Genomic DNA, 21,441 nt, shown 5'->3' with positions numbered 1-21,441 from the left:
CATCAATAGTTCCATTAGGACCTACAGTACCAGAAATACCAGTAGAAGTACCATTCTCATAATAAATCTCATAAGAAACACCAGTAGCATTAGTACTATTATAATCAACCTTAATAGGCTCACCATAAACATAAGTCACATTTTCCCCATTCACTAATGATGGATATGGATTTACAGTAACATTTTCACATGGATACTCATTGTTTGAAGTATTATTGTCCTCTTCTGTGGAGTTTACAGAAACTACATTTTCAACAATGCCTACAGCTAAAGTCTTGACGGTTATAGTCAATTCAAATATATCACCATTATTTACATTACCTATATACCAAATGCCATTGTTTTCATCAAATTTACCAACATTATGAGTATCAACACTAGTAATTTTAACATTACCAGTTATTTTATCAGTAACATTGACATTAGTTGCATTAGAAGGACCTAAATTAGTAACAGTGATTGTATAGGTTACTTCATCTCCAACACTGACATTATTTTTATCGACAGTCTTATTGACTTTCAAGTCAACAACAGGCATAGCAGTAACATTGGTTTTGTTGGATACACCAGTTTTGTTTTCAGTTGAATTAACTGTAGCAACATTAGGCAATATTCCATCTGTTAAAACAGTCACATTGAAACTGACACTGTAACTGGAACCATTTTCTAAATTACCTATTTTCCAGACAATTGTATTTTTGCCGTCGAAATCACAGGTTACATTAGTGCTTTTACCATCGAATTTAAATGCACTGTCCAATACATCTGTAATATTTACATTTGTTGCATTGGAAGGACCTAAATTGGTAATTGTTATTGTGAAAGTGACATTTTCACCAACATTGACCTTGTCAGGATTTGCAATCTTTATGAGTTCAAATGCAACAGCAGGTTCTACGATTAGTGGAATTTCACTAGTAACATTAGTTTTGTTTTCGTTACAGTTAGCAACAGCAACATTTTTGTAGATACCATTCACAGTAGCATTTACGACTACATAAACACTTTTGGTTTCGCCTTTAGCTAATTTATCTATTGTCCAAGTGACTTTATTGCCATCTTTTTGACCATTATCACTAATGTCATTTGTTATTATAAATACATCCATGATTTCATCGCTGATAACAACATTGGTTGCGTTTGCAGGACCGTTGTTTGTTATGTTGATGATGAACATGATTAAGTCAGTCACGTTTGCATTTACAGTCAGATTAGTGTATTTTACAATAGTCAGATTGACTGGTTCAACATTAATCTCTGTTGTATTTTTAACTTCAGTATCATTCTCATCACAAGTGACATTTACTTTATTAGATATTAATCCAATACCATTGGTACGGACAACAACATAATATTTATGAATATCACCGGCATCTAACTTAGTTAAATTCCAAGAAATAACACGAGTAGACGGATTGTAAGAATAACCTTCTGAAGCAATATTTTCAAAGATTAACTCTTCAGGCAGTACATCACTGATTGTTAAATTTGTAGCATCAAATGCACAATCATTTTTAACAGTAATAGTGTAATTTACCAAAGTATTATTTCCAACATTAGTCACGTTAGCAGTCTTATTAATTTTTAAAACTACAGGAGCAACTTCAACATCAGTAGTATTTTTAACTTCAGTATCATTTTAAGTAACATTAACAATATTAGTTAAAGTACCAGCCTTATTCACATTAACAAGAGCAGTAATCCATAATTCAACAACATCATTGCTATTCAATTTGGAAATATTCCATTTAGCACCATTGACTAACTTCTCACCATTAACAAGAGCATAACCAGGTTTACTAATTACGCCGATATCATTAACATCCAAACCAATAGGCAATTCATCAATGACAACAATGTTAGTAGCATTACCAAGATCAACATTACTTACAGTAATCAACATTACTTACAGTAACAGTAAAGTTAACCAAAGTATTATTAGCAACAGGAGAAACATCCACAGTCTTATTAATATTCAAGACAACAGGAACAACAGTGACGTTAGTACTGTTCTTAACTTCAGTATCATTTTCCTTACAAGTAACATTCACACTGTTAGTAATATTACCCACTTGCTGAGTATCAACAATAGCAGTAATCCAGAATCTAACAACAGTATTAGACTCCATAAAGGAAACAGTCCACTGAACACCATTATTAAGAGCAACCTTAGTCACACCAGCACCATTAGCATCAATAACACCACCATCAACATAAGTCAAATTAGCAGGCAATTGATCAACAACAACCACATCAGTAACATTAACCAAAGCAGTATTGTTCACAACAATGGTAAAGTTAACAACATTAGTGTTAGCAACCCAAGTAACATTAGCAGTCTTATTAACAGTCAAAACAACAGGAACCACAGTGACATTAGTGCTATTTGAAACTTCAGTACTGTTCTCTATACAAGCAGTAGTAACAACATTAGTAATATTACCTAACTTATCTGTTTTAACAGTAGCAGTGACCCAAACGCTTATATAATTACCGGAGGTAATGTTTGAAGCAATCAAAACCACATCATCAATACTAATAGTATCTACGGAAATAATAGCTCCATTACTTTTAACAATACCCCAATCAACATAAGTCAAATTAGCAGGTAATTTATCCTCAATAAAAATATAAGAAGCATTACCCTCACCAATATTCTTAACGGTAATTGTATAGTTAACTAAAGAATTATTAACAACATTGGTAACGTTGGCTGTCTTGTTGATAATCAAAACAACAGGAACAACAGTGACATTGGTACTGTTAGAAACCACAGTTTTGTTCTCATCACAATTGGTAGTGACAACATTAGTAATATTACCTAACTTATCTGTTTTAACAGTAGCAGTAATCCAAATGCTTACATAACTACCGGAGGTAATATTGGAAACCTTCAATGAAATACCATTATCAATAATAACGCCATGAGTATTAATACTAGCGCCATTGCTTTTAACTATACCCCAATCTTGTTGTCTGAAAGTCATATTTTCAGGTAAAACATCTTTAATGATAACATTAGAAGCATTACCTAAACCAATATTTTTAACAGTAATTGTATAGTTAACTAAATTACCATTAGAAACTTTAGTAACGTTGGCTGTCTTGTTGATTGCGAGGTTTACGTCATAAATAACGAAACTGTTTTTATTTTTTACAGCTTTGTAATATGCATCCTCTTGGTGGACAGCATCAACAGTATATGTGCCTGCTTCAAGATTATTGACAAATTGAACAGTAATTGATCCGTCAGTTTTAGTTACTGTAAGACCAGAATCATCAGGCAATGCACGTAAAACACCATTTTTATTATTGTTTTTAATATTACCATCAGTAATGTTGTATATTACAGTATTATTTCTCTTGATAAGGATATCAATCAGCTGAGCATCCTCATAAGGACTTTGCCAAATACTGTCTGCATCTACAAAACCATTAGTAGGTTCAGCATATTCATTTGTATTAAATGATTTTGGAGAACGACCTTCACTATCAATGGAAAATTCACAATTAATATTTTTCAATTTAATTGTGTTAAGTCCACCATCGTTCCAGATTGCATTAGCAATGTTATCATTTGCTATCAATGAAATTTTAACAGTGACTGTAGCTAGAGCATAAGTCTTATTACCTTCAATCTCTATGGTAATTTCCTTACTGTGTGCTTGGTTTCTTTCAAATACAGTATTTGCTATTTTAAAATTACCAGCATTTGATGTTTTATAAATAGCAGAACCGTTAGTAGCATTGTTATTATTGAAGTAAGCTACATCAATGTTAATATTATTAGCATCACCGTAAATTGCACCACCATAAACAGCAGTGTTTCCAGTGAAGTTTGCATTATTAAGTTCTTGATCTTCTGCCCAGTAGTAGATAGCACCACCATTTTCAGAAGCCTTATTGTCTTTGAAATTGGCATATGTTATAGTAGCATTTCCATAAATAGTACCACCATAATCAACTCCAGAGAATATAGCTCCACCATTCTTAGCAGAGTTAGATGTGAAATTAGAATATGTTAACTTAGAACGATCATCTGCAATAACTATAGCACCACCAATATTAGTAGCAGTGTTATCAGTGAAATCAGAACCACTTACATCAGCTGCATATTCTATATAGATAGCACCACCATCAGTAGCATTGTTAGATATGAATTTAGAATCACTTACAGATCCACTACTACCAAAATGGATAGCACCACCCTTCTCAGTAGCATTATTGTTTTCAAAAACAGAATCTGAAACAAATCCATCACCATCCCATTTTATAGCACCACCATTCACAGCAGAGTTATCAGTGAAACGGCAATTATCTTTAATAGTTATAGTTGAACTTTCAATTCCAATAGCCCCACCATTTTCATCAGCAGAGTTATTGAAGAAAATACAATTATTACTTAAATAACCATTATATCCTTGTAACCAATAATAAATAGCACCACCTTTTTTAGCGGAGTTATTAATGAAACTACAAGTATCAGTTATATTAGAATTATCACCTTCAACTTTAATAGCACCACCCTGATCATCAGCAGTGTTATTAATAAAAATACAATTATCTTTTATAATAGCATTTTCACCTACAATTTTAATAGCACCACCCTGATTAGCAGTGTTATTAATGAAATAACAACAGTTATCTAAAGTTCCATCATCTTCATGCCATTGAATAGCACCACCATTTTCATAAGCAGTGTTATTATTAAAGTAACAGTTATCTTCTATAGTACTGTATTGACCATCCATATATATTGCACCACCATTCTTAGCAGTATTATTGGTAAAGTTACAGTTTTGACTTATATAAGCATAATTACCACTCCAATAAATAGCACCACCAAACTCAGTAGCATTATTATATATGAATAAACAATTGTCAGAAATACTACCATATGGATCATTCCAAAAGATAGCACCACCATTCTCATTAGCAGAGTTACTAGTAAACTTACAATTATTAGTTATATTACCTTTTTCACCATACCAAGCAATTGCACCACCACTATACTGAGTAGAAGTGTTATTAGTGAAAATACAATAATCAGCAATAATACCATTAACAGCATCCCAACAAATAGCACCACCATCATCTTCAGCAGTGTTATTGAAGAAAATACAATGATTAGATATAATACCATTTTCACTATACGAACTAATTGCACCACCATATGATTTAGCAAAGTTATTAGTGAAATTACAATTATTAGTTATATTACATTCATTACCTTCCCAATAAATAGCACCACCCTCATCTTCAGCAGTGTTATTGGTGAAATTACAATTCAATATTTTTCCATAATGACCATCCCATTTGAGAGCACCTGCCTGACCACCAAAATGCCCATATTGACCAGCAATTGCAGAGTTATTATAGAAATTACAGTATCTCATAATTCCATAATCTCCCTGGAATTCAACAGCACCAAAATCATCTGCGGAGTTATTGTTGAAATTACAATGGTCAAATATTACATTTATACAATCATGACCGTTCACTTTTACTGCACCTGCATAACTAGCAAAATCTGTACCAGATTCCTGCTTTTCTATTGCATGGTTATTAATGAAATCAGTGTAATCGACTGTAACATTAAAGGTTATAATTTCTAATGCAGCAGATCCAAGATAATTTCCTTGATTAAAACCATCTTGAGGAATAGCTGTATTATCTTTAAAGATACAATGGGAAATATTTGAATTTTTTGCAGGTTCCTCAAAAATAACAGCTGAAAATGATCCGAGATTATCTGTGAAATTAGATTCAATGATAGATAAATTTTCACAAGAGGATGTCAATGCAGCACCATGATACCAAACCTTGTTATCTTCGAAAGTACATTCAGATATAGTACCATTTATCGGCATTATTGATTTTGTATAATCAATTACATCATTCTCTTTAATTACCAAACCCCAAGATATAGCACCTGAAGTTCTTGCATAATTGTTTCTAAAGGTACAATTTGTTATATTACCGTTATTACCTGCCCAGAAAATTGCACCTCCTCTGTTTTTGTTATCATCACCAGTAATTTCAACACGGTTATTTTCAAAAACAGAATTGATTACAACACCATTTTCTCCGGCCCAGTAGATTGCACCTCCTTGAGAATTATCAACACTAGAACTCATAGTATTTCCATAGAAATATGAATTATTAATAACACAGTCAGCACCTTCTACATTAACTGCACGATATAAATCCCAATGGGTAGCATTTGCATTTTTAAAGGTAATGTTGTTTAAAACAACACCACGAGCAGTATCATTAACAGTAAATATTCCATGATTGTGATTTGCATCTATAGTATGGTTATTACCGTTAATGGTTATTTTATTATTAATTACTATTTCTTTAAGAGTATCCGAACCTCCATACAAATAATCTCTGGTCAATTCCATGATTGGATTTCCGGCAGTGATATTGCCCTCAATCTCCTGTTGAAGATCAGTGAATGTTCCTGGAGGATTAGCACTTAGAATTTGCTGGTCAGTAGCACCTAAAGCATTGTCTGTTTCATTGTCAGCAGCACTTACAGCACTTATGCTTAGAAGAATTATAATTGACAATATGAAGATTAACTTTTTGCTTTTCGTATTTTCACCTCCTTTTAAATTGTTAAGTTAATCGAGTAAATAATTTATAAAATCATTTACTCATTAAAAATATTTTTTTAAAATAATATATAAGTATTATTAATTTTACTAAAAACAAGCAATTTAAAAATAGTTGACTGGGAAACTAATTAGTTAACTGGTAAATTAACTGAAAAAAAAGAAAAAAAAATGAAGTTATGATAAACATCACTACTTATTCAAAATCCACTTTTTCTCCAATCACTTTAAGGCCGATATACATTAAAACTATACCAACAGGAATACAGATGTACCATGGCACTCCCAGTCCTGCAGGAAGGTAACCTACAAGAATAGCTATGGATGCAACGAAAAATGCATAGTAGATTTGTGTTTGAACGTGGTCTATATGATTACAGCTTGTTCCCATTGATGAGAGAATTGTTGTATCTGAAATAGGAGAACAGTGGTCTCCGAAAATTGCTCCGGTCAGTACTCCGCTGGTACACACGATGGTAAAGCCCATGTCTCCTGAGCTTACTGCCCATGCAAGCGGGATTGCAAGAGGCATTAATATACTCATTGTACCGTATGCAGTACCTGTTGAAAATGAGATTATAGCACTTAAAACGAAAATTAAGGTTGGAACAATAAATGCAGGAAGAGTTCCGCTTAAAATACCTACCAGATAGTCTGAAGTACCGACTTCACCGATTACTCCTCCCAGTGACCATGCAAGAAGCAGGATTACCGCAGTGATTACAATGGTTTTCATACCTCCAATCCATTCGGATATTGCATCTTCAATGCTAAGTATCTTTTCACTGACTGCCATTACGATTGCAACGATTGATGCTAAAAGTGCTGCCTGGAATAATGCCTCTGCAGTATTTGAAGCTGAAAGCGCTTGAAAAATTCCATCAAATGATAATGGAGATGTTTTCATTAAGGTAATGAGAGCCTGATCGCTTCCGTTTAAAATTGCAGTGTATCCGCTCCAGTAGAATGCGATAAGTGCACCTATAATCAGTGTAGCCACTGGAATAATTGCGTTCCATACAGATAATTTAATGCCTTCAACAGGTTTTACTTCATCAAAACCGTCTGCATCGCCAACGGTGAGTTTTTCATCGTCTTTTCTGGCACGTGCCTTTTGTTCTGCTTTTTTCATTGGTCCGAATTCATATAATGTTAAAGCGGAAATCACAATGAAAATAAGGATGAATATGTTGTAGAACCTGTATGGTATGGTCTGAAGGAATATTCCAAAAGCTGAAATATTTGTTATACCGATCGATTCAAATCCTGCTGCGATCAGACTGATTTCCAAACCGATCCATGTTGAGATGATTGCAATACCTGCAACAGGAGCTGCAGTTGCGTCTACTACAAATGCCAATTTTTCTCTGGACACTTTAAGTTTATCCATTACAGGCCTCATGATAGGTCCGACGATTAATGAGTTTGCATAATCATCGAAAAATACACATAAACCTAATAACCATGTAATTAATTGAGCTTTTCTTGGAGTGTTAGCCCTTCTGGCGAATGCGTCTGCAAGAGCTTTTGCCCCGCCCATTTTTGTTATGAGCTGGATAATTCCCCCAATAAGAAAACATTGGAGAATAATTCCCGCATTCCATGGGTCTGCCATACTGGAGATGACCTGGGAACTTAATTTTATGAATGCATTGGTGATTGTGGAGAAGATATTCAAATCATTTACACACAGCATGAATTCTCCAACGAAAACACCGATAAATAAGGATAGAATAGTTTCTTTTGTGATGAATGCTAATATAATTGCCACAAGCGGCGGCAATAATGTTAAAATTCCGAATCTGATAGAATTATTTGAATTTGCAGGTGTTTGGGATATCCATAATGACAAAACAAAAAGGAGTATTATTGAAACAGCAACAATTAATCCGAATTTAAATTTATCAACCATTTATTATCACACCGTTTTCAATTAAAAAGTTATAATTCTTTTAAAAAATTTTAAAACAATATTTTAAGCAATAAATACTGCCTATATTAATATTATACATATAATGTAATATTATTTGTACTTTTTAATATATAATATTATAATTATTTTTTTTGCATCGCTCGGATTATCCATTACTCAAAAAAACCAATAATTAATATAGTTTAAAATTAAATATTTTTTATATAGGAGAAAAAACAATGAAAAGACTTTACGCTTTACTTGTAATTTTGATAGTATTATATATCGGCATTAATGCAGCTGCCGGAAACCTGCCTTTCACAGATACACAGGCAGTTTCCCAGGACAACGATGCAGGCGGCGTTTCAGCAGGACAGGGTGACTTTCCGAAACTTGAAAACTTCACCGATAAAAAAATAAACGACAGTGCCGTAAGCTATAATAATTCAAACAAGAATATGACAATTGAACTCAAAACAATTGACAACGGCAAGGATATAGCTAGCATGGGCAATTCCGGAGGTTACTCTTCCAATCAGACCGTTAATCAAAATGGAGTTACAGCATACTTCTTCTACAATGAAGGTGTTGAATCCTACAGTGCAGATATATTCTTCAACAAAAACAATCAGAACTATATGATTTCCGGCTCCAACATAACATATTCAGACAGTGACTACTTCATCAATCACTGTAAAAGCATTATTGATGCTATAAGTGGCGGCCAGGATTCAAAAGGTATTACAAGATGGTAACGGGATTTGTATAATCCGTTAATCATCACTACTCTTTTTTTTATATTCAATTTTTTTAATTATCTATATATTACATTAATACAAATATTTTTACTATGAACGTTTTAGTTATTGGGGCCGGAGGGGTCGGAATAGGTCTTGCAGCATCAATGTTATCTCAGGATGCAAGGGTGTCAATCTATGCAAGAGGCGAAACCGCAAAGGCCATATCTGAAAATGGAATTCGAAGGTGCGGACTTTTTACCGATTATTCTTTTTCAAGTGATGAGCTTTGTGTTTACAGCAATTATGATGATATTGCCAAAAACTCATTCGATTATGTATTCATCACATCAAAGACAACGGCAAATGATGACATCTCAGAAAAATTAAATCTCCACAGGGATATCCTCAAAGATGACTTCAAAATCATTATATTTCAGAACGGATTTGGAAACGATGAGCCATATCTGAGATTTTTCAAAAAAAGCGAAGTTTTTTCGGCACGGGTAATCACAGGATTTGCGCGTCACAAAAGATATATCAGTGAAGTTACAGTTTATACAGAACCTATACTAATCGGATCACTTCAAAATGAAGATCCGAAAGATTTGCAGATTATAGCCGACATGATTACTGCTTCTGGAATAAAATGTGAACTTACCTCAGAAGTTGACAAATACCTCTGGGCAAAGATGCTTTACAACTGTGCTCTTAATCCATTGGGTGCGATACTTGATGTCAGTTACGGAAAACTTACTGAAAACGAATATTCCGTTGAAATCATGAACAGTATACTGGATGAAATTTTTGAAGTCATAAAAGCAAGCGAGTATGAAACATTATGGGACAATGCAGATGACTACAGGAATCTCTTTTACTCAAAGCTGGTTCCGGATACCTACAGTCACTTCTCATCAACACATGCTGACATTAAAAGAAGAATCAAAACCGAAATCGATTCCTTAAACGGCAAGGTTATTGAGCTTGCAGAGAGGTATGATATTGATGTTGCCACCAACAGAATTATATATAATATGGTAAAATCAATCGAAAGTGACTTCTAGCATACTAAAACTTTATATATGTTAAAAATCTAAATAGTATTGTTCATATTGTTATATACTATTTTTTTATAATATCTATTTTTTTATAATATGAACAATGGTGATGGTTGAAATGAGCATTCGTTTGTATTCCTTTAGTGGTGTTTAGGAAGAGAATGTTCATTTGTTTTTAAAAAATATCTTATTTTTATCAGAAATTATTTTCACGTGATTATTATGAGCAAACTAAAAGAATTAATAGAAGAATATATTGAACTTGAAGAGAAGCTTGACTCAATCGATGATGATGAAAGCGAAGAATTCAAGCTAACTGCTGAAACACTGCACGATATGGGTCATGAAATAGACCATCTTGTCTACAATGAGGAATTCGTTATTGTCTACAATGCAGATACCGAAGACGATGAAGTAATAGCATTGATTATAAGTGATGAAGATGATGAAACACAGGAGTTTTTAATACCGGTATACACTGATGAAAACGAAGCTAAAATAGCTATCGAATCATTTGCTGATGATACCGACGCAGACTTTAAATGCGACAGGGCAAACGGAAATGCAATTGTTCAGGCATATGCAGATGATGAAGAATTTTTAGGCCTGGCAATTAATGCACCTCAATGCGATTTTGTAATATTTGCAGAAGAAGTTCATGACTGCAGTGAATAAAAATGAATCCTAAAGACTACGAAGATTATCAGAAGAATAATGTGAAGGCTTCCAAAAGCGCCCTTAAGGATTATATTCAGATTTATGCCGACATTGCAAAAAAGCTTAAAACCGAAGATACACCTGAGCTTGAAGCCGTAAAGAAAAATATCAAAGATACATACCCCAAGGAAATATATTTCACATTAGTCGACGAGATTGAAAGACCTGTCAAACTGACAATTACAGATACAAGCAAAGAATATGTAATAGCTATTTTTACAGACATCCGCGAATATGCAGTAGGAAGTGCAAAAATATCCAAGCTCTTTCTTGACAAGCTTGAAATGAAGGTCATCACCCCCGATGACATTTCAGCTTTAGCCGAAGAGGATGAATATTTCCAGGGCTTTGTAATCAATCCTCACTCACAGAACTTCAATATGGATAGAAACGGGAGTTTTTAGATGAAATTCATTTGCCCTACAATTGGAGAAGATCATGAAAAGGATTTTCTTGTCACAGGAAGCCTTGATGATTTTAAAATAATCGTTTTTTCTGATTTGGATGAATATGAAAAAGGTTTCAGATATCTTGAAATTGAAGACTATGAACCTACCGAAGTTTCACTCAATCTTTTTAAGGAACTTTCAAGAAACGATGATGCTTTTTCAGGCATCATTTTAAATATTCATGATGAAAACCGATTTATATCAAAAAAAGAAATTTTAGAAGAACTCTTTTAAATTTAAAAAAAAATATTGTAGATGCATTTGCATCTACTTTAGACTATTTTTGTGTTTAACGTCCGACATAATGACCTGCATCGTCAAATCCAGGTTCATCCAGGTTTACGTATCCGTTGTCCTGAAGGTGGTAATTGACTCTGCCGTATTTATTGTACATGTACTGGTCCACTTCAGCCTGACTGTACATCGGAGTTCCGTCTGACTTATAAGCGTATGCTGAAGGAGAGCTGGAAGATGATGAAGATTCCTGAGTAGCCTGTTCTTCTTTTTTCTCAATTGTTATCTTTTTGGTTTCATTACAGGCATTATACTTATCATTTCCTTCATACTTAACGGTTACCGAGTATTTACCCTCACCCTTATCAAGTTTTATTGTTCCTACACCATTTTCATTAGTTTCTACAGAATGATAATCTTTTGTTTTGTTCTTGTCGGTAATAGTAACTTTAACTTTCTGGTTTGCCAATGCAGCACCATTTGCATCAGTCAGCACAACTTTGAGTGAATCGCCTTCTTTTATTGTGTCTCCACCTTTAAACTTTATAATAGAATTCTGTTTCATCATATTAGGCATCATCATTGCAACTACGCCCACCAAAAGAGCAACGACAATTACAATTAATGCCACTACAATTATCTGTTCTCTTTCCATATTTTTTCACCTAACTTGATAATAACATATTAAAATATGTGTAAAATTGGTATTTAACAATTTCTATGAAACATTGCCCTACAGGAAAAAAACAGATTTTAACAATAATGTTGCATTACAAAGTGGATGCACTAAAAAAAAGAGAGATTGATGCTGGAATATCCAACACAAAAATCTTAAAGAGGAATTATTCCTCTTCTTCGTTTTGCTCATCTTCGACAATGTCCTCTTTCATATAATACTTATATCTATAGGACATCTTAAAGCCCTTTTGAACTTCCCTTTTAGGTCTTCTTTTAGGTTTTATATTAGGTCCGTTCATGTCCTTGAACTTGTCCTGATGAGGCTTTGCCAGATTCTTGTTTTCACGGTAATATCTGGAATTTCTATGACGGGTATGAGGTGCCCTGTACATCCGTTTTCTTAAAAGGCGCCTTGTACTTGAAACACGTCTTAACACAAAAATCACTTATCTGTTTCTGTTTTTGGTAGCGGATTTATCTAAAGTAGCTTGAATTTCATCGATTCTTTCAACTACAACTTTAATTGCCTGTTCCCCCTGACGGGTAGGGTTAATACCTTGTTCAACAAGCAAAGCATCTCTTATATCTCTTAATCTATCAATTGAATCAATTTTCATGATTGTACTGTAAAACATGAGATTTCCTCCAAAGTATACTAATAGTTATGATTTTTATATTAAAAAAGATTTTTGTCAGAACGATGAAAATGTTAATGTTATATAATACAAAGGAGAATTAATTAATATGTTTAAAAAACAGCAGGTAATCTATTTGGCAGGAGGTTGCTTTTGGGGGGTTGAAGCGTTCATATCCCGTTTGAAGGGAGTCAATCAGACAGAGGTCGGCTATGCAAACGGTATTGATTTGGCTCCGACCTATGAAAAGGTCTCTACCGGTAAAACCGGACACGCCGAAACAGTAAAGGCAACATACAACCCGGAAATAATATCCCTTGAGGAAATTCTGGAAAATTTTTTCAGGATTATTGATCCGTTTTCCAAAAACCGTCAGGGCCCCGACATCGGAACACAGTACAGAACCGGCATCTACTGGCAGGAGGACTCTCAAAGAGAGGCTGTTATGAGGTTTTTATCAAAAAAACAGAGGCAATTTAAAAAGAGGATTGTTGTTGAAGCCCGTCCGATTGGAAGTTTCTATCCTGCAGAGGAGTATCATCAGAAGTACCTTGAGAAAAACCCGCAGGGCTACTGTCATGTTGATTTAAATTTAATAGACGATAAAGAATTCGACCATCTCTCACGTGAAGAGTATGAAATAACACAGCTTTCTTTAACAGAAGCACCCTTTGCAAACAGGTATGATGATTTTTTCAAAGAAGGTGTATATGTAGACGTTGTAGATGGAGAAGTTCTCTTCTCTTCTGAAGACAAGTTCGACTCAGGATGCGGCTGGCCGGCATTTTCAAAACCGATTTCAGATGACGTTATAATTAAGCACAGGGACTTTTCTCACGGAACAACAAGAATTGAGGTTAGAAGCGCAAAGGCAAATTCCCATCTGGGCCATCTGTTTCATGACGGGCCAGGGGGAAGCCCAAGATACTGCATCAATTCAGCAGCACTGAAATTCATTCCAAAAGAGGATATGTTAAATAATAATAAAAACAAAAAGTAGATATAATGAAAATTGAAGAAATAAAACATCCGGAGCTTAAAAATCACATAAACATGATTTATATGCACGGTGAAAACCAAAACCAGAAAGCTATTGACAAAACCGAAGCTGAAATAAAGGAATATATCAAAGACAGCTATTTCATAATATCTGTTGAAGATGATAAACCTGTAAAGATTCCGTATGCAAATGACGGAGAGTATCTCGTTCCAGTCTTTACTGATGAGGCGGAATACATCAACGGAATGCAGTACTTCTCTCTGAATGTGATGGATGAAAACAAGGAATATATTATTGAAAAACTGGATTATTTTAAAAAATTAAAAGAAGATCCTAATTTCTTAGGATACATCGTAAATATTGCTCGTGTTAGCTATATCATTAACACTAGTCTTTTATGAAGTCGTTTTGGATTTCTGAAACGATTTCAACAAATCTTTTTGAAACTTCATCATCAGGATCAAGTGTTGATATGACACCGTCCCTGTTTGGTGAGTCTGACACTTTTTCTTCTATAGGCAAATCACCTAAGTAGGTAATTTCCATTTCATCAGCGAAAGCTTCACCGTTACCTTCACCGAAAATGTAAAGTTTCTCATCACAGTGAGGACAGATATAGTAAGCCATATTCTCAATAAGGCCTATTTTGTCAATATTCATCATTCCGACCATTTTAACACATTTCAAAACATCTTCCTGTGATACAACATTCGGAGTGGTTACCATAATAACTGCATCAGCATCAGGAATTGTCTGTAAAACTGTTAAAGGTTCATCTCCTGTTCCCGGAGGGTTGTCGATAATAAGATAGTCAAGTTCACCCCAATTGCAGTCGGAAATCAGCTGCTTGATTGCACCGGTTTTTTGAGGCCCTCTCCAGATAATCGGAGTGTCAATGCTTTCAAGCAAAAATGCCATTGACATCACTTTCAGGCCGCTTGGAATTGTAACCGGAAACATTGTAGTGTTGAACTCCTCTTTAACAGACTCGATATAAGCGAGTTTTTCTTCATCACTTTCAAATGTCTGGGTTGCAAGCCTTTCGTCAATGACTTTCCTGAAGGTTTCAAACTGTTCCTGGCTGAATGTCTCACCGTACATGTCATCCAAACCCAGCATTTTAGGGATGTTAGGTCCGTGAATGTCCGCATCCAAAATTCCTGTTTTGTAACCTAATTTCTGTAATGTTTCGGCAATATTTGCCGCTACTGTGGATTTTCCGACTCCTCCTTTTCCACTCATAACAATAAGCTTATGTTTGATTTGACCGAGATTTTTAGCAAGTCTAATCTCCTGTTCAATCATTTGTCTTTGCTGTTCGGGAGTCATCTGACCCCCATGGCCATGATGGCCGTGTCCATGTTCTGGCATATAACTCATCTCCTAACTAAATTTTTTGCTGACTTCTTCTACAGCGAGGATTAATGGATCTGTAACCATTGATACAGGCGGTGCATATGCAAATTCCATATTGCTTAAATCAAAGCAGGTCAAGCCTTCTGTAATAGCTAATGTCATTGTATCGATTCTTTCTGCTACTCTTTCTTCTGCAATGATTTGACAGCCTATAATGGTTCCGTTTCCATCACATATAACTTTAATATCCATTGGTTTTGCATTCGGATAGTAACGTGCTCTTGTAAGTGCCTGTACCTTTTGAACAACAGGTCTGATTCTGTTCTGCTGAGCGAAACTGGTAGTATATCCGACTGCACCGAATTCAAGTTTTCCAACTTTTGATACCATTGAGTTCAATACAGGATTGAATTTTGATTTTTTACCGCAGATGGTACGGGCCAATGTTTTTGATTCACGTACTGCTGTGGTACCTAATTGTGAAATGGTATTGGAACCTAAAATCAGGTCTTTTGATTCAACACAGTCACCGACAGCATAAACGTCTTCAACGGAAGTTTCCATTCTGTCATTTACAAGGATAGCCCATCTTCCGATTTCACAACCTGCCATACGTGCAAGATCCAGTTCAGCCCTTACACCGGTTGCCATGATAACCATATCGGCATCATATAACTCTTCATCACCGAAGCATGCCTTTTCAACCTTGCCGTCACCGATAAGTTTGGTGATAGGCTTGCCGAGCACTACCTGGATACCTTCCATTTCAAGGTATTTGACGAGAATGTCAGACATGTCCTTGTCCAATGACCTTGGAACGATTTGAGGCAACATTTCACTTAAAATAACATTCAAACCCTGTTTTTTAAGTGCAAATGCAATTTCAATACCAATTAAACCTGCACCTGTGACGATTGCACTTTTAGCATCCTTCATAGCTTCCTGAACTCTTATACCGTCATCGATATTTCTGATTCTGAATACTCCATCCAAATCCACTCCCTGCATTGGAGGTACAAATGGATTTCCGCCGGTTGCAAGAACAAGCTTATCGAAATCAATAACAGTTTCATTGCCGTCTTTTTCATAAGTTACTGTCTTTTTATCTGAATCAACGGCAGTTACTTCAGCCTCAGTAATGACTTCGATGTCCTTTTCCTTATAATCTTCCGGAGTTCTCATGACGATATCATCAAAAGACTCGATAGTTCCTGACAATACATAAGGAATAGCGCATGGAGAATATGCAACTTTGTTATCTCTTGTGATTACTGTAATTTCTATGTCTTTATCTAATTTACGTATATTTGAAGCTGTAGATATTCCTCCAGCTCCTCCGCCTACAATTACGACTTTCATTATAACAAAACCAACTTTATGATTTATAACAATTATATTTATTATTAAATACATATAAAAAAGTAACTATTTACTAGGATATGTTTAAAAATGAGGGAAATCGAATTTAATTTAAATGAAAATCCGTTTATGAATTTTTTATCTTCAAGATATGCCCTCTCAGCAAGGGTTAACGTTGAGAGCATGTGGAAGTGGTGTCATGAAAACGACAAATCATTTTTCATAATGAGTCTGGGATGCCTTATGAATGCAGTCAATTCAGTTGACGCCTTAAAAAGAAGAATAATTGACGGGAAAGCTATTGAATATGATTATCTTGAAGGCTTATCTCCAATAATGGATGAAGGCAATGATATTTACAAGGAAATGCGTGTCAAAACACCTCAGGAATTCAGCGACATTCTTGAATGGCATGATTATGTAAGAGAGCTGTCAAATGATATTTTATCCGGGAAAAAGGAAGGATTTTTCATTGAAATGGAAAAAAGAGACCTTACAAATGTTGCCAATTTTTCATGCATCCCGTGGGTTGACTTTGACATGCTTACAAACTGTGTAGTAGAGGGATCTGCCATCCAGCCCTTAGTTACCTGGGGAAAGGTCAATGAAAACTACGAAATGAGCGTTTCAATTACTGTCAATCATATCTTTGTAAACGGCCGTGAACTTGGATACTTTTATGAAAATGCGCAAAAAGAGTTTAATCAGATGGATTAGACTCAATATCTGTTGCCTCAAGCTTCATGATTACAGGCCTTAAACCGTCATTGCATGAAACAATAGCTACACCCGGAGTTTTAATCCAGTCATTATAGTACCAGATGTCTTTAACGCCATGTGCAAGAGCAAAAACATATTGGTATATAGCTTTCCAAGCTTCATCACAAAAATTTTCAGGCTTTGCATAATCAGCATAATATACTTCACCTTCACTCATCATAGGGCAAGTTGACAATCCTTCTACGCCATAGTCTTTTGCAAGATCTTCCTGAAGAGTTGTCTTTAGTATAGTAATTTTTACTTTTTTCATATAAAATAATTTGTTTAAAATATATGATAATACTAATGGCTCAAATAAGAAAATCTAACAAATAAAATTTTTAAAGTAAGATTAGTTCATAAAAATATACCAAAGAACAACAGTTACACCTATACGAAACTATAAAAAAATAGAAATTGTAGGTAGAGTTCTACCTACTTGACTGTAATTTGAACTTTCTTACTCAATTTGTTGTAGTATGCGTTACCCTTGTAGGCAATTGTTGCGGCAAATTTACCTTTCTTAGTCAGTTTGGTAATTTTGAATGTTGCTTTACCTTTGGAGTTGGTTTTTGCAGAGTAGGTTTTCTTGTTGACTTTAAGTGTAACTTTAACACCTTTCATAGCTTTGTTTTGGTTGGTTTTTAAAGCAATACTGTATTTTTTGGTTTTGACTGCACGTTTGAATGTTTTCTTTTTGGCAGTTAGTTTTGGTGTTGCCTTTTTGACTGTGACTTTTACAGTATTCTTGGATGTTTTTTCATAGTTGGTGTTGCCTTTGAATGTTATTTTTGCAGTGTAGGCATTAGGAGCCAAGCCTTTTGTAGACACTTTTATTTGTCCGTTTTTGGTAGTGTATGTTTTTGTATTTTTCAGCTGGACTGTTATATTAACGCCATTTAGTGCATTGCCTTTGGAGTCTTTTAATGTAATGACAAGGTTTTTGTTTACATTGTATACTGTGGTAATAGATTTTGTATTTAAAGTTGTTTTGAGCTTGTTGACAGTAATGGTGGCTGTTTTTGTTATTGGATTGTAATTGTCTTCAGCAATTGTGGTAACTTGCAATGTGTATTTGCCTGCATTTAAATTGGATATTGTTATGTTGGTGCCGTTGACAGTTACGTTAGCTTGGTATTGGTTTATCACTGTAACATTAACTCCTGTAGCTCCTGTAAATGTTACTGCTGTGGATCCGATAGAGTTGTAATCAAATGTAACGTTATTGACTGCTAATGTGGAATTTAGTTTCCTGACAGTTATTGTAGCGTTTTCAGAGACAGCATTGTAATTTTCCTCAGGTATTGTTATTACTGTTAATGTGTAGCTGCCTGCATTCAATACTGGAATTTCAATTGTAAATCCGTCAACTTTGGCATCTTTGCCATCTATTTTTGCAGTAATTCCTTTAGCCCCTGTTGTATCTGCAGTGACATTTAGGGAATTTCCATAATCCAATACTGAGTTGAATTGACCTTGTTCACTTTGACTTTTATTGTTTTGTTGGTTTTTTCATAGTTTTTATTTCCTTCGAATGTGATTGTAATGTTTGCTGTACCGACTGAAACTGCAGTGACTTCGCCAATGGTACTGACATTGGCAATGCCAGGATTGCTGCTTGAAAAGGTTATGTTTCCTTCAGTATATTCGGGCATCAATACATAAACGAGTTTGGTTTTATCTCCAAATGCCAGTTCCAAATCATTTGCACCAATTTTAGTATCTACCTTATTGACAGTAATGTTGGCTGTTTTAGTTACTGGGTTATGGTTTTTATCTGATATTGTTGTCACGTTTAAGGTGTAGATTCCAGCATCCACTGGAATTTCTATTGTAAATCCATCAGTTTTAGCGTCTTTCCCATCGATTTTTGAAGGAAGGTTTGTATTCCAATTCTTGTGATGGGATGCTTAAGGTTGAATTGACCTTGTTCACTTTGACTTTTATTGTTTTGTTGGTTTTTTCATAGTTTATATTCCCTTCAAATGTGATTGTAATGTTTGCTGTGCCTGCTGAAAGTACAGTGATGTTTCCGTCAGATGCAACATTGGCAACCTCTGGGTTATCGCTTATAAAATAAATTCGTCCAGTAGTGTCTTCAGGTTCCAATGCATAATTGACTTTGGATTTGTCATCTAAGTTTAGTTCCAAATCACTTGCAACAATTTTCACTGATGCCTTATTAACAGTAATTGTCACTGTTTTAGTTACGGGGAGGTGGGTTTCATTAGGTATTGTTGTCACTGCTAATGTATAGCTACCTGCATCCAAATCTAAAATTGGGATTGTAAAATTATTAATGACACTAATGGATTTGCCGTCAATATTGGCGGTGATGCTTGTTGCGCCTTCAGTTTTTACGGTAACGTTTTCAGATTCAGGATAATTTAAAACAATGTCATCAAGATCAATGGTGGAATTGGCTTTTTCAACTATTATGGTTGCGCTGTTGACAGTTGCCATTTTAAAATTAGTATATGTTGCATTGATTTCATAAGTTTTGTAATCATTAAATGTGTGCATTGTCCACCATGTGTCCTTGGAATCGTATGTTCCGTTGATTTCATCACCGTTTGGCAGAATAAACACTAATTTACCTCCTATGATGTCGGTTGGAATGTTGGATTTTGCAGTGAGGTTAACTATCTTGTTGTTGGTTGTCATTGGAGTTACATTAATATAGTATTCGATGTTCGGAATTACTGTTATGGTTCTGTTGATTGCTTCAAATCCAGCATATTCAGTATTGAAAATAGCGTAATAGAATCCGACCGGTAAATTCACAGCCCATCCTTCACCGCTTAAACAGCTGTATTCTCCAACCAAACTGTCATTGTTTTTATCGTATACACTTATTGAGATATTTCCATTGTCGACAGACATGCCACTGTTTGTTTTTAAGTCCAATGTTAATTTTTCACCGGAATTATTAAGTGCTACGAAATCTTCCACATTCAATGCAGGAGGAACAATCTGCACATTGTAAGTTGTGCCCGTATCTGTGAAGATACATGTGTCTGCAGTAACTGAATAAGCTTCTGAATAGATATCTGAACCTTCCTGAGCATAATTTCCACTAAAATAACAATTTGTCACAGCAACATTGCCATTTGTATTGAAAATTGCGCCGCCCAAACTATATGTGTCTGCTATGTTATTAATAAAAGTACAATTTGTCACAGCACCATTGATATTTTCTTCAAAGTAAATTACACCCTTCGTATGTCCATTGTTATCAATGAAATTACAATCTAAAATTTTAGCACCACTATCTACAACATAAATAAAATACCAGCTCCAGCTTGGGTCAAAATTTCCATTTATAATGGTTAGGTTTTTAATTGTTATATTGCTGCCGATTATCTGGAATACCTGAGTATGTGATCCATTCATGTTAATAACCGCGCCGTTACCGTCAATAATACTATTGGCAACGCTTATATCAATATGTTCTGATTCTTGACCTGTGCCATTATAATTATAGAATTTATGTTTCAGTGTGATATTTCCTCCTTCACCAATCTCTTTTTTCAAATCCTCGAATGTGGCGTTTGTATTTGGATCAACATCGGCACCTGTAATTTCATTATCTTTTACACATTGTATTTCATCATCATTTGCTTTACTTAGTAATTGATTATCTTCCGTTGTTTTCAAATCCTTTTCTATAAATGTTGATTCTATTTCTGCATTTTCATCTCCCATCATTATTTTATTGTCAACTTCACCAGCGCTTACACTGGCAATGCTGAATAGGATAAAAATAGAAAGAATCAATATTATACTTTTATATTTCATATTGTTACTCCGATTTTTTTTATTAATCTAGAGTGTTGGCAGAAATTATTGAGTTTTAATAACTGTTCACTTTTTAACTAATTTTTCTATTTTTTTCTAAATTATGTTCAAGTATAAAATGTAAAAATT

20 protein-coding genes and 1 pseudogene are annotated in these 21,441 nt (G+C 34.6%); 8 read left to right on the top strand and 13 right to left on the bottom strand.

Annotated features, from left to right (window positions below; all coding sequences use genetic code 11):
• The 4 genes and pseudogenes from QZU75_RS12000 to QZU75_RS11985 form a co-directional block, all read right to left on the bottom strand.
• A pseudogene (locus tag QZU75_RS12000) lies at window positions 1-1,564 on the bottom strand (hypothetical protein); the annotation flags it as partial.
• 75 nt (window positions 1,565-1,639) lie between these two features.
• A complete protein-coding gene (locus QZU75_RS11995) occupies window positions 1,640-1,903 on the bottom strand; it encodes a hypothetical protein (protein ID WP_296884025.1) in 264 nt (87 codons plus the stop codon).
• Window positions 1,884-6,575 carry a hypothetical protein gene (locus QZU75_RS11990; protein WP_296884023.1) on the bottom strand — a complete coding sequence of 1,564 codons (4,692 nt, stop codon included), beginning with the start codon at window positions 6,573-6,575 and terminating at the stop codon, window positions 1,884-1,886. Before QZU75_RS11990 ends, QZU75_RS11995 begins: the two co-directional genes overlap by 20 nt.
• 241 nt (window positions 6,576-6,816) lie before the next feature.
• A complete protein-coding gene (locus tag QZU75_RS11985) occupies window positions 6,817-8,532 on the bottom strand; it encodes a Na+/H+ antiporter NhaC family protein (protein WP_296884022.1) in 1,716 nt (571 codons plus the stop codon).
• A 239-nt stretch (window positions 8,533-8,771) separates the two neighbouring features.
• Between QZU75_RS11985 and QZU75_RS11980 the strand changes: the two genes are divergently transcribed.
• The 5 genes from QZU75_RS11980 (at window position 8,772) to QZU75_RS11960 (ending at window position 11,727) form a co-directional block, all read left to right on the top strand.
• On the top strand, window positions 8,772-9,287 hold the full coding sequence (locus tag QZU75_RS11980; protein WP_296884021.1) for a hypothetical protein: 516 nt from the start codon (window positions 8,772-8,774) through the stop codon (window positions 9,285-9,287).
• A 95-nt stretch (window positions 9,288-9,382) separates the two neighbouring features.
• The gene (locus QZU75_RS11975; RefSeq protein ID WP_296884020.1) at window positions 9,383-10,333 is read left to right on the top strand and encodes a ketopantoate reductase family protein; all 951 of its coding nucleotides are present in this window, start codon (window positions 9,383-9,385) and stop codon (window positions 10,331-10,333) included.
• A gap of 216 nt (window positions 10,334-10,549) precedes the next feature.
• Window positions 10,550-11,002 carry a hypothetical protein gene (locus tag QZU75_RS11970; protein ID WP_296884017.1) on the top strand — a complete coding sequence of 151 codons (453 nt, stop codon included), beginning with the start codon at window positions 10,550-10,552 and terminating at the stop codon, window positions 11,000-11,002.
• Window positions 11,003-11,004: 2 nt separating this feature from the next.
• Window positions 11,005-11,448, top strand: coding sequence for a hypothetical protein (locus QZU75_RS11965; RefSeq protein WP_296884016.1), 444 nt, complete (start codon window positions 11,005-11,007; stop codon window positions 11,446-11,448).
• Window positions 11,449-11,727, top strand: coding sequence for a hypothetical protein (locus QZU75_RS11960; protein WP_296884015.1), 279 nt, complete (start codon window positions 11,449-11,451; stop codon window positions 11,725-11,727). It abuts the gene before it with no gap.
• Window positions 11,728-11,782: 55 nt separating this feature from the next.
• Here QZU75_RS11960 and QZU75_RS11955 read toward each other — a convergent pair whose 3' ends face one another.
• The 3 genes from QZU75_RS11955 to QZU75_RS11945 form a co-directional block, all read right to left on the bottom strand.
• Window positions 11,783-12,382 (bottom strand): carboxypeptidase-like regulatory domain-containing protein, encoded by a 600-nt coding sequence (locus tag QZU75_RS11955; RefSeq protein WP_296884013.1) that lies wholly within the window; start codon window positions 12,380-12,382, stop codon window positions 11,783-11,785.
• A gap of 187 nt (window positions 12,383-12,569) precedes the next feature.
• The gene (locus QZU75_RS11950; RefSeq protein WP_296884012.1) at window positions 12,570-12,842 is read right to left on the bottom strand and encodes a hypothetical protein; all 273 of its coding nucleotides are present in this window, start codon (window positions 12,840-12,842) and stop codon (window positions 12,570-12,572) included.
• 9 nt (window positions 12,843-12,851) lie between these two features.
• Window positions 12,852-13,040: a hypothetical protein gene (locus QZU75_RS11945; RefSeq protein WP_296884011.1), complete on the bottom strand. Its 189-nt coding sequence runs from the start codon at window positions 13,038-13,040 to the stop codon at window positions 12,852-12,854.
• Between the two features lie 109 nt (window positions 13,041-13,149).
• Here QZU75_RS11945 and msrA point away from each other — a divergent pair, with 109 nt between their 5' ends.
• Window positions 13,150-14,040: a peptide-methionine (S)-S-oxide reductase MsrA gene (gene msrA, locus QZU75_RS11940; RefSeq protein ID WP_296884009.1), complete on the top strand. Its 891-nt coding sequence runs from the start codon at window positions 13,150-13,152 to the stop codon at window positions 14,038-14,040.
• 5 nt (window positions 14,041-14,045) lie between these two features.
• Window positions 14,046-14,441 (top strand): hypothetical protein, encoded by a 396-nt coding sequence (locus tag QZU75_RS11935; RefSeq protein ID WP_296884007.1) that lies wholly within the window; start codon window positions 14,046-14,048, stop codon window positions 14,439-14,441.
• On the opposite strand, the gene QZU75_RS11930 is transcribed toward QZU75_RS11935, so the two are convergent.
• Both QZU75_RS11930 and QZU75_RS11925 read right to left on the bottom strand, forming a co-directional pair.
• On the bottom strand, window positions 14,428-15,411 hold the full coding sequence (locus QZU75_RS11930) for an Mrp/NBP35 family ATP-binding protein (RefSeq protein WP_296884005.1): 984 nt from the start codon (window positions 15,409-15,411) through the stop codon (window positions 14,428-14,430). The two genes, QZU75_RS11935 and QZU75_RS11930, sit on opposite strands and share 14 nt — an antisense overlap.
• Before the next feature lie 12 nt (window positions 15,412-15,423).
• Window positions 15,424-16,755, bottom strand: coding sequence for an FAD-dependent oxidoreductase (locus tag QZU75_RS11925; RefSeq protein ID WP_296884004.1), 1,332 nt, complete (start codon window positions 16,753-16,755; stop codon window positions 15,424-15,426).
• A 90-nt stretch (window positions 16,756-16,845) separates the two neighbouring features.
• On the opposite strand from QZU75_RS11925, the gene QZU75_RS11920 reads away from it, so the two are divergent.
• Window positions 16,846-17,472: a CatA-like O-acetyltransferase gene (locus QZU75_RS11920; RefSeq protein ID WP_296884003.1), complete on the top strand. Its 627-nt coding sequence runs from the start codon at window positions 16,846-16,848 to the stop codon at window positions 17,470-17,472.
• On the opposite strand, the gene QZU75_RS11915 is transcribed toward QZU75_RS11920, so the two are convergent.
• The 4 genes from QZU75_RS11915 to QZU75_RS11900 form a co-directional block, all read right to left on the bottom strand.
• Window positions 17,456-17,785: a TIGR04076 family protein gene (locus QZU75_RS11915; protein WP_296884002.1), complete on the bottom strand. Its 330-nt coding sequence runs from the start codon at window positions 17,783-17,785 to the stop codon at window positions 17,456-17,458. The genes QZU75_RS11920 and QZU75_RS11915 overlap by 17 nt on opposite strands.
• Window positions 17,786-17,949: 164 nt before the next feature.
• Window positions 17,950-18,972 (bottom strand): hypothetical protein, encoded by a 1,023-nt coding sequence (locus QZU75_RS11910; RefSeq protein WP_296884001.1) that lies wholly within the window; start codon window positions 18,970-18,972, stop codon window positions 17,950-17,952.
• Window positions 18,951-19,334: an Ig-like domain-containing protein gene (locus QZU75_RS11905; protein ID WP_296884000.1), complete on the bottom strand. Its 384-nt coding sequence runs from the start codon at window positions 19,332-19,334 to the stop codon at window positions 18,951-18,953. The genes QZU75_RS11910 and QZU75_RS11905 overlap by 22 nt, the downstream gene beginning before the upstream one ends.
• A 28-nt stretch (window positions 19,335-19,362) precedes the next feature.
• Window positions 19,363-21,312, bottom strand: coding sequence for an Ig-like domain-containing protein (locus QZU75_RS11900; protein WP_296883998.1), 1,950 nt, complete (start codon window positions 21,310-21,312; stop codon window positions 19,363-19,365).
• Between the last annotated feature and the right edge of the window lie 129 nt (window positions 21,313-21,441).

The organism is uncultured Methanobrevibacter sp. (genome assembly GCF_902764455.1).
In the GTDB taxonomy this organism is placed as follows: domain Archaea; phylum Methanobacteriota; class Methanobacteria; order Methanobacteriales; family Methanobacteriaceae; genus Methanocatella.
The sequence above is the reverse complement of the archived record's forward strand: the minus strand, read 5'-3'. Positions and strand labels throughout refer to the sequence as shown.

Coding starts and splice junctions, on each gene's coding strand:
- QZU75_RS11995 (WP_296884025.1), bottom strand. CDS start 1,903: ATGTTGATTACTGTAAGTAATGTTGATCTTGGTAATGCTACTAACATT.
- QZU75_RS11985 (WP_296884022.1), bottom strand. CDS start 8,532: ATGGTTGATAAATTTAAATTCGGATTAATTGTTGCTGTTTCAATAATA.
- QZU75_RS11980 (WP_296884021.1), top strand. CDS start 8,772: ATGAAAAGACTTTACGCTTTACTTGTAATTTTGATAGTATTATATATC.
- QZU75_RS11975 (WP_296884020.1), top strand. CDS start 9,383: ATGAACGTTTTAGTTATTGGGGCCGGAGGGGTCGGAATAGGTCTTGCA.
- QZU75_RS11970 (WP_296884017.1), top strand. CDS start 10,550: ATGAGCAAACTAAAAGAATTAATAGAAGAATATATTGAACTTGAAGAG.
- QZU75_RS11965 (WP_296884016.1), top strand. CDS start 11,005: ATGAATCCTAAAGACTACGAAGATTATCAGAAGAATAATGTGAAGGCT.
- QZU75_RS11960 (WP_296884015.1), top strand. CDS start 11,449: ATGAAATTCATTTGCCCTACAATTGGAGAAGATCATGAAAAGGATTTT.
- QZU75_RS11955 (WP_296884013.1), bottom strand. CDS start 12,382: ATGGAAAGAGAACAGATAATTGTAGTGGCATTAATTGTAATTGTCGTT.
- QZU75_RS11945 (WP_296884011.1), bottom strand. CDS start 13,040: ATGTTTTACAGTACAATCATGAAAATTGATTCAATTGATAGATTAAGA.
- msrA (WP_296884009.1), top strand. CDS start 13,150: ATGTTTAAAAAACAGCAGGTAATCTATTTGGCAGGAGGTTGCTTTTGG.
- QZU75_RS11935 (WP_296884007.1), top strand. CDS start 14,046: ATGAAAATTGAAGAAATAAAACATCCGGAGCTTAAAAATCACATAAAC.
- QZU75_RS11930 (WP_296884005.1), bottom strand. CDS start 15,411: ATGCCAGAACATGGACACGGCCATCATGGCCATGGGGGTCAGATGACT.
- QZU75_RS11925 (WP_296884004.1), bottom strand. CDS start 16,755: ATGAAAGTCGTAATTGTAGGCGGAGGAGCTGGAGGAATATCTACAGCT.
- QZU75_RS11920 (WP_296884003.1), top strand. CDS start 16,846: ATGAGGGAAATCGAATTTAATTTAAATGAAAATCCGTTTATGAATTTT.
- QZU75_RS11915 (WP_296884002.1), bottom strand. CDS start 17,785: ATGAAAAAAGTAAAAATTACTATACTAAAGACAACTCTTCAGGAAGAT.
- QZU75_RS11900 (WP_296883998.1), bottom strand. CDS start 21,312: ATGAAATATAAAAGTATAATATTGATTCTTTCTATTTTTATCCTATTC.